This is a genomic window from Acidaminococcus sp. HCP3S3_H5 (genome assembly GCF_052122235.1).
GTDB lineage: Bacteria > Bacillota > Negativicutes > Acidaminococcales > Acidaminococcaceae > Acidaminococcus.
The window spans coordinates 129,024-136,311 of record NZ_JBQKCS010000008.1 but is presented as its reverse complement, the minus strand read 5'-3'; the positions used below and the strand labels follow the sequence as shown (position 1 = coordinate 136,311).

Annotated in this window: 5 protein-coding genes; all 5 read right to left on the bottom strand. The window is 51.9% G+C overall.

Features of this window, described 5'->3' with window-relative positions:
• Positions 1-347: 347 nt before the first annotated feature.
• Entirely contained in the window at positions 348-1,904 is a 1,557-nt protein-coding gene (locus ACTQY5_RS10570; RefSeq protein WP_441369186.1) for a DEAD/DEAH box helicase, read from the bottom strand.
• A gap of 207 nt (positions 1,905-2,111) precedes the next feature.
• Positions 2,112-3,140, bottom strand: coding sequence for a hypothetical protein (locus tag ACTQY5_RS10565; RefSeq protein ID WP_441369185.1), 1,029 nt, complete (start codon positions 3,138-3,140; stop codon positions 2,112-2,114).
• 130 nt (positions 3,141-3,270) lie between these two features.
• The gene (locus tag ACTQY5_RS10560; protein WP_441369184.1) at positions 3,271-4,674 is read right to left on the bottom strand and encodes an EH signature domain-containing protein; all 1,404 of its coding nucleotides are present in this window, start codon (positions 4,672-4,674) and stop codon (positions 3,271-3,273) included.
• Entirely contained in the window at positions 4,667-5,374 is a 708-nt protein-coding gene (locus ACTQY5_RS10555) for an OmpA/MotB family protein (RefSeq protein WP_441369183.1), read from the bottom strand. The genes ACTQY5_RS10560 and ACTQY5_RS10555 overlap by 8 nt, the downstream gene beginning before the upstream one ends.
• A gap of 12 nt (positions 5,375-5,386) precedes the next feature.
• Entirely contained in the window at positions 5,387-7,237 is a 1,851-nt protein-coding gene (zorA, locus tag ACTQY5_RS10550) for an anti-phage ZorAB system protein ZorA (RefSeq protein WP_441369182.1), read from the bottom strand.
• Positions 7,238-7,288: the final 51 nt, after the last annotated feature.

The following is a 7,288-nucleotide window of genomic DNA, read 5'->3' as shown; positions in this document are numbered from 1 at the left end:
AGAACCTGACCCAGAGCATCGAACGGCTGCGCATGGCAGTGAAAATGGAATAGAGAAGGGACTGTTGCATATGCAACAGCCCCTTCTCTATTGTCAGTGGTCAATGGTCAATTGCCAATGGAAAGGACCCGCCTCCGAAAAAGGCGGGTCCTTTTTTAATGGAAGAAAACCGGCGGCCGGGATGGGCTCCCCTGCGGGCAGCCCCTACCACGTTGGGGTCAGAGATGCAATAGAAAATCAGAGAAACGGGGTTGTCAAAAAATCCGTTCCTGTGACCGTTGCATCCAACATTCGACCCCAACGGTGTAGGGGCGAGCCGAAGGCCCGCCCTTCCCGGCCGCCGCTTTTCACCCTGCCGCCTCTTCAATCCGTTTCAGCATGGCTACAGCATTTTCTTCACTGGCTTCTGTAGGATACAGGGCGCTTCGGCTCAAATCCCGCTTGTACTGGAGCAGAGCATCCAGGTTCAGATCAAAGGATGCGTCTTCCGGAAAGTCCGTATCCACAGCCATGGGAAGATAGACGGTTACCGCTTTTTTCTGGCCGATCCGGTAAGCTCGGTCCGTGGCCTGGTCTTCTTTGGCCGGGTTCCAGCAGCGGCTGAGATGGATTACATGATTGGCCCCGGTGATGTTCAGCCCCACACCGGCAGCCTCCGGAGACAGCAGCAGCACCTGGAACCCCGGTGCCCGATTGAACTGGTCCACCATTTTCTGCCGGGCCACAGCCTGTGTGGTCCCGTTAATGGGAGGCTGCACCTGGATTTTGTAGATTTGTTCCAGAAAAGTCCGGAGCAGCAGCTGAATTTTTCGGCTTTCCACAAAGATCAGGGCTTTTTCCCCTTTTTCTCTCACTTCATCCAGGATTGTCCTTGTCCGCATCAGTCTGGCAGAGGAGCCAAAGAAATGCTCCGGATCACCCAAAGTATATTTCTTTACATTCCCGCCGGCTCCAAGACTGGGACAGAGAGAAATATCCCGGAGCCGGGCAATGGCCTGGAGCATGGTGATGGATTTTTCTCCCTGCCCTTCCCGTGCTTCCCGGACTACTTCCCCATACAGTTTCCGCTGTTCTTCCGGCATGGGATCCTTGAACCGGAGGATTTCTTTGGCAGGCAGCCCCAGATTTACATCTTCTTTCAGCCGCCGGATAAAACAGGGATCCAGATTCTTCCGTAGCTGGTCACCCAGTTCTTTCAACAGTTCCCCCTTGTTTTCCACATTCTGCAGCTGATGCTGATAATGACTGTTGAAATCTTTCAGAGATTCCAATTTGCCTGGTTCCACAAAATCCATAATGGTCCACAGATCCGTCCAGGAATTTTCCACAGGAGTCCCTGTCAGTGCCAGTCCAAAATCGCAGTTCATGGCCCGTGCCGCAACAGAAGTCCGGGTGGCCGGATTCTTGATTTTCTGGGCTTCATCCAGGATCATGACACTCCAGGCCACCCGTCCAAAAGAAAGCTGCAGTTCCCGAAGGGTTTCATAGGTGGTCAGAATCAGATGGTTCCGACTGTAATCGATCCGATTTTCCCTGTCCTGAAAATCCAACATGGAAACTTCTTTCAGATTGGGGTCCGGGGGCCGAAAATAACAGCGGCTCCCGTCCGGATTCCTGGCCCAGTGTTTCTTCAGTTCGCTCCCATACATGGGCACAATTCCATCAAACAACCCTTCTGCCACAAATTTCCTGTACTCTTCCATCCAGTTCTGAAGCAGAGAAACCGGGGCCACAATCAGTACCGATGCCATGGCACTGTTTCCATAGGCTTTTTTCAGGGCTGCCAGGAATCCAAAAGCCTGGAGTGTTTTCCCCAGCCCCATATCATCCGCCAGCAGGACTCCATGACAACCATGTTCCCAGCAGGCCGCCAGCTGCTCCATTCCCACCTGTTGGTGAGGCATGGGACGGATGCCTGGTTTCAGGCCCTGACCCAGGTAATCCCCCAGCCGGTTGGACCCCAGCCGTTTCTCCCGTGCCGCTTTCCGGGAACGATATTCCTGGGAAAGGAAATTCTCCTGGATCTGGAGAGACGCTTCTTTTTTCTTTTCACCAGCGGCTTCCGGTTCCTGGTTCTGTTTCTCTTGCTTTTCCCCAGCCTTTGCCTTCAGCTAGTTCACATAGTCCAGGAAACCCGGTGTCAGTTCAACTTCCTGGTCTCCAACAACAATCCGAGTTTCTCCCCGGTCCAGGGCATCGCTGACCTTCAGGAACAGTTCGGGATAATCTTTTTCATCCAGCGCAAGGCTGGCATAATGGTCCCCGGATTTTTCCCGGTTATCGGCAGCTTTCATGCCGGCTCCTTCCGGAGGCAGCCAGTTCCGCCCGGAACTCAGGGAAAAAGGCAAATCTGGAGCCAGAAATTCTCCAATGGAGACCACCCTGTCCCCATAGACTCCCAAATCAAAATCGAAAGCATCTGAACCAAAGATTTCCCGAGGGTGTTCTGCTACCTGCCGAGCCGCCTCCGGAGACAGCCGCTGACACCGGCGCATCTGCCGGATGCCTTCTTCCTGTTCCGGAGTAAAAACATACTGGGTCTTGTCCGGTCCATAGATTTTTCCGGTATTGTACGGATTGCTCCGGAATCCCTGCTCCAGAGAATCGGCTTCCATCCGGGTATAGGAATCCCCATCTTTTCGAAGCAGCACCGGCAGTACGGAAAAGGATCCGTCCGGATTTTTTTCCAATCGCACAGAAAGTTTATCCGCTGTAACGATTTTCTGCCGTTCCATGAACCGGTCCAGGGTGGCGTGGATTTTTTTCGCTCTCTCTTTGATTCGAGCCAGTTGGAGGGTATTGTACTGGCTCAGTTCCCCTCTGTTCTTAATCTGCTGGCTTTCCCGGTTGCTCTCTTCCACCAGGTTCACCAATTCATACTGGTCCCTGCTGAACCGGTAACAGGTTTCCCGGCTCAGTTCCACATAAGACCCCAACACCCTGATTCCATAAAAAGGAGTCCCGTCTGATCGCTGGTATTCCAGGTCATAGCGGAAGGAAGGAGAACCCAGACTGCCGTGGCTGCGGAGAGTGATGGCATAAGGAAAACACTCCGGCAGTTCCAGGATCCCTGAAATTTCCGGATCCAGTTCCACAGCCTGTCCATGGGGCAGCAGGAATCCATCTGTTTTCTCCTCCACTTTCCCTTCAGAAGCCAGGATTTCCAACTGTCCCTGTATCAGCGGCCAGTCTCCTGTAGATTCAGTTGGAACACAAGGGTAAAAATATCCGTTCTCTTGTGCTGTCCAAAAGCGGTAGTTGGTCATTATTCTACCTCCATCGGCTTTCTTTGGGCCGCACTCCACAGTGTCTCCGCACCCAGTCATTGACCTTCCGCTGCCAGGAACCGGTTTCTGAACTGGAATGGACGAATTCTTCCTCAATATTGGAAGCCTGTGTAACGTCCGTATAAGAAAATCCTTTATATGTATATTTTGCCTGATAAAAAGGCAGAGGCTCTTTTCCTCTTTTCCAAACTCTCAGTTTGCCATTGTGGCTGGCCTCAATAAAAACGTAATCCCCAATACTGAACATCAGCAGACTTCTCAGGGAATCTCCGGAACCGTTCAACCGTCCAAAGCCCATACCCTGTTTGGCCAAATCCATCTGCCTGGCAATCTGTTCTGCTTCGGGCCCCAGAAATACCCGGGTATAGTACATGGCATCCAGATATTTTTCCCAAAAACTTTTACGGTATTTCCACATGTTTTCCGATGTGGCAACCTGCCGTACTGTCTTGGAAATAATGGTAAAGAACAGGTTCAGATCGTTCTTTTTCAGCCAGGCCAGGAAAATCTCCTGGGCCTTTTCATCCACATCCACCCAGTTCAGACTGGACCCCGGGTCCCGGGGATCTCCCAGCGCCTGCAGCAGCAGGATCCGTACTTCTTTTTCCCGATTTCCGTCGCCGGACCGGTCCGTCAGGTAAATCATCTTTTCGGCAGCAAAAGGGACCATATTCTCACAGGCCTTGTCCTCACAGATTTCTTTCAATACGCCGAACAGGTCATCCCAGTCGTCCTCTTCCTCCAGCTGAAAAAAATCCTTGACAGCCCACTGGGCAAATGCCCCATACCACAGGTTCACCGGCCAGCAGAATTCTTCCAATGCTTTATGAAAACTCCGCCGGTTCTGGATTTCCCGGGTCAACAGCTTATGGCCATTGGGTTTCAGCAGTTGCTTCCGGTTCCGGAGATACAGCACCGATTTCAACAGTTCTGGGTCTTTCTGAAGGAAAAGAGAAATGCATTTCTGCAGCCGTTCTCCCTTGTATGGCTGTCCGTATACAGTAAAATAAGCAAATACCAGATTTCGGAAGGTATTCCGCCGGACGGAACGACGAACCCCATTCCCTATAGCCTGCAGGATGTCCTGGAGCAGAACTTCATAAAAGCGGGGTTTTTCCTTCCTGTCCCGAGTGAGCAGCACCGGCAGAAAAGGGATTTCCCGTCTCAAGTCCAGCACCACTTTCCGGTTCTTTTCCTGATTTTTCACCTTGGCATACAGCTCTTCCATGGTCACCGGATCCAGGGCTGGCCGGCTGCAGGAGCTGGATACGGTCTTTTTTATCCATTTTTCCAGTTCCACGGGCCTGCCTGGATGCAGACATACATCAGGCAGGCGGATTTTGAAAGATTTCAGCCGTTCCAGGCTGTGCAGCAACGACTTATCCATGGCTGCCTCCGGAAGGCTTTTCCCCAGGATCCTGGGGCGGCATCATAACAAACCGGATATCGATCCGCCGATTGGCGGCCCGTCCCGCCTCTGAATTGGGATCCAGACCATTTTCCCGGACAGGCCGGGTTTCCGCATAGCCAGAACAGGAGAAGATAGGTTCTCCCCGGGGATTCACCAGCCAGTTGAATTCCGGTACATCGTTCCGCATCAAATTCCAGGTGTTGATGGCCCGCTGGGTGGAAAGCTCCCAGTTGGATTGGAAAAATTCGTTGTGGATGGGCACATTGTCCGTATGGCCTTCGATAAAGACCGTTTCCAGGGCTTCCCGATATTCCGGCCGGCTCATGGTTTTCAGCAGGGACTGGCTCAGCTTGCTGACCGCTGCCTGCCCCTGTTCTTTGATATTGGCTTCCCCAGATTCAAACAGCACACTTTCCGGGATCCGCAGCACTCCCTGCTTGGTGTCAATCCGCACCTGGAGGCCTTGGGCCTGGAGGTCCTTCCCCACATCCTTCAGCAGCTGATTCCGCAATTCCGTATTCCCGGTATATTTGTTGGTCACCGTCTGGAAATTCAGCATGAAATAGCACAGAGCCAGGATAAAGATACTCAGGAGCCCTGCCATCAGGTCACTGACAGAAGTGGTAAAAGCATCACCGCTCTGTTGGGCTTTTTCTTCTTTCTTTTTCTTCCACATTCAGGTTTCTCCTTAGTGCCGTCTGTTCTTGTCCATGGCATCGGACAGATCCTGGATGGAATCACTCAGACTCTGGTTGATGGTGGACACGGAATTCATGGCCTCTTTGATGCTCTTGTCGTACTGGCCAAGTGTTTCAGACAGCCATTTGCTGGTAGAAGTATTGTACTGCTCCAGAGTTCGGGCCAACGTATCCGTAGCTTCCCGCATTTCCCGGCTTACCCCCTGGAAAGTCTGCTGATAGTTTTCCCAGGCGCTGCGCATGGTACTCATGGAATCCCTGATCAGTTCCAGATCTTTCTGACTGCTCTGGCTGGCCAGGACCAGTTTCTGGACATTCTGGTCCACATGGCTGTTGAACTGATTGCTGGCGCTGACCACCAGGTTCAGCTGACTGCCCAAGGTATCCGCCACTTTCTGCATGGGCGTGCTGGCCTGGGCAAATTTGTCCGCAGTTTTCCCTGCCGAAGCCATGATTTCCCGGTTGTGCCCCAGCATTTCCTTCAGCCCGGCCATGTAAGAATCCATGGTACGGTTCCGTTCCTGCATATCGGTCTGGAGCTGTTTCAGCACTTCCAAAACGGATTCTTTCATATTCGCTGTCACCTGGATCATTTCGTCCCTCTGGGTCCGGGTGCTCTGGCTCATGGTGTCTGTAATCTCCTGGATGGTTCCCTTGGTGGCTTCCGTAGTCTGGAGCAAAGCCTGGTTGGCTGTCCGGCCAGCTTCCACCATCTGATCCAGAGCTGCTTTCAGGTTGGTGTTCATCTCTTCCACCAACTGCTTCATAGCCGCCTGGCTGGCATCGCTGGTAGTGGCCTGTTTCTGGATATTGGCGTCCATGGCTTCGTTCAGCTTGGTCACCATCATCTCTACAGACCCCTGAAGCCGGGCGGTATTTTCCGCATTCAGCCGTTCAGAGACTTCCATCATACTGCCCATTTTCCCCTGGAAATCCTGAAGGGTCACGGCCAGGCCCTGGATCTGGTCCCCGGCCCCCTGTTCAATGGATTTGGACAGGGTATCCCCGGCGCTGCTGCCCAGTTTGTCAATGGACTGGTTCAAATCCTGGAAAACCGGTTCCAGGCTTTGAGTAAAAGATTCCGTCAAGTTGTTTTTCAGTGCCACATCAATGCTCTGGCTGAGCTTTACGAACATGTCTTCCAGACGGCCCACCAGTTCCCCATTCAGTTCCCGCATGGCATCCGTCTGTTCTTCCGCCTGTTCCGCCTGATGAGACAGGAATTCTTCCAGACTCTTGGAAGGGAAAAGGGTATTGAGCTGATCGATCAGAGTGGCCAGTTTTTTGGTGTAAGGACGGTAAATCCAGGTGTCAACGAGGTTGTACACCAGTGCCAGGAGAAGTCCGACCACAGAAGTCAGGAACGCCGTTTTCGTCCCGCTGAGCAGGACTTCAATCCCGCTTTTCATGGTTTCCACATTGCCCAGGTCGATGCCGCTGATTCCTGCGGTAATCCCGACAAAAGTCCCCAAAAGCCCCAAGCCGGTAAAAATTCCCGGCATGGCACGGAACAGGTCCAGAGGCAGATTGTCCAACAAAGTCTGATCATTGTAAAAAGCCTCCGGATCCTGGGTCATCAGCACCCCTTCTGCTTTGCTTTTGAACAGCGTCCGTTCAAATTTCTTCCAAATCGAATCATACGGGGCCTGCCCCATTTCTGCCTGAAGATTGCCGTAATTTTCCCTGATGGATTCCCGAGAATAATTCTGCAAAACAGAAATAATCTGTTCCACAGAAGAACCAGCTTTACTGATTCTAAAAAACCACCAAATACAGAAACCTAAACCTATAATAAATAATAAATAGAAAAAATCTGAAATCCAAGACAGCCAATTCCCCATGAAAATTTCCTCACCTTCATTTTATTGTTTATCACTGCATATGTTCTTATT

Coding starts and splice junctions, on each gene's coding strand:
- ACTQY5_RS10560 (WP_441369184.1), bottom strand. CDS start 4,674: ATGGATAAGTCGTTGCTGCACAGCCTGGAACGGCTGAAATCTTTCAAA.
- ACTQY5_RS10555 (WP_441369183.1), bottom strand. CDS start 5,374: ATGTGGAAGAAAAAGAAAGAAGAAAAAGCCCAACAGAGCGGTGATGCT.
- ACTQY5_RS10570 (WP_441369186.1), bottom strand. CDS start 1,904: ATGCCTCACCAACAGGTGGGAATGGAGCAGCTGGCGGCCTGCTGGGAA.
- zorA (WP_441369182.1), bottom strand. CDS start 7,237: ATGGGGAATTGGCTGTCTTGGATTTCAGATTTTTTCTATTTATTATTT.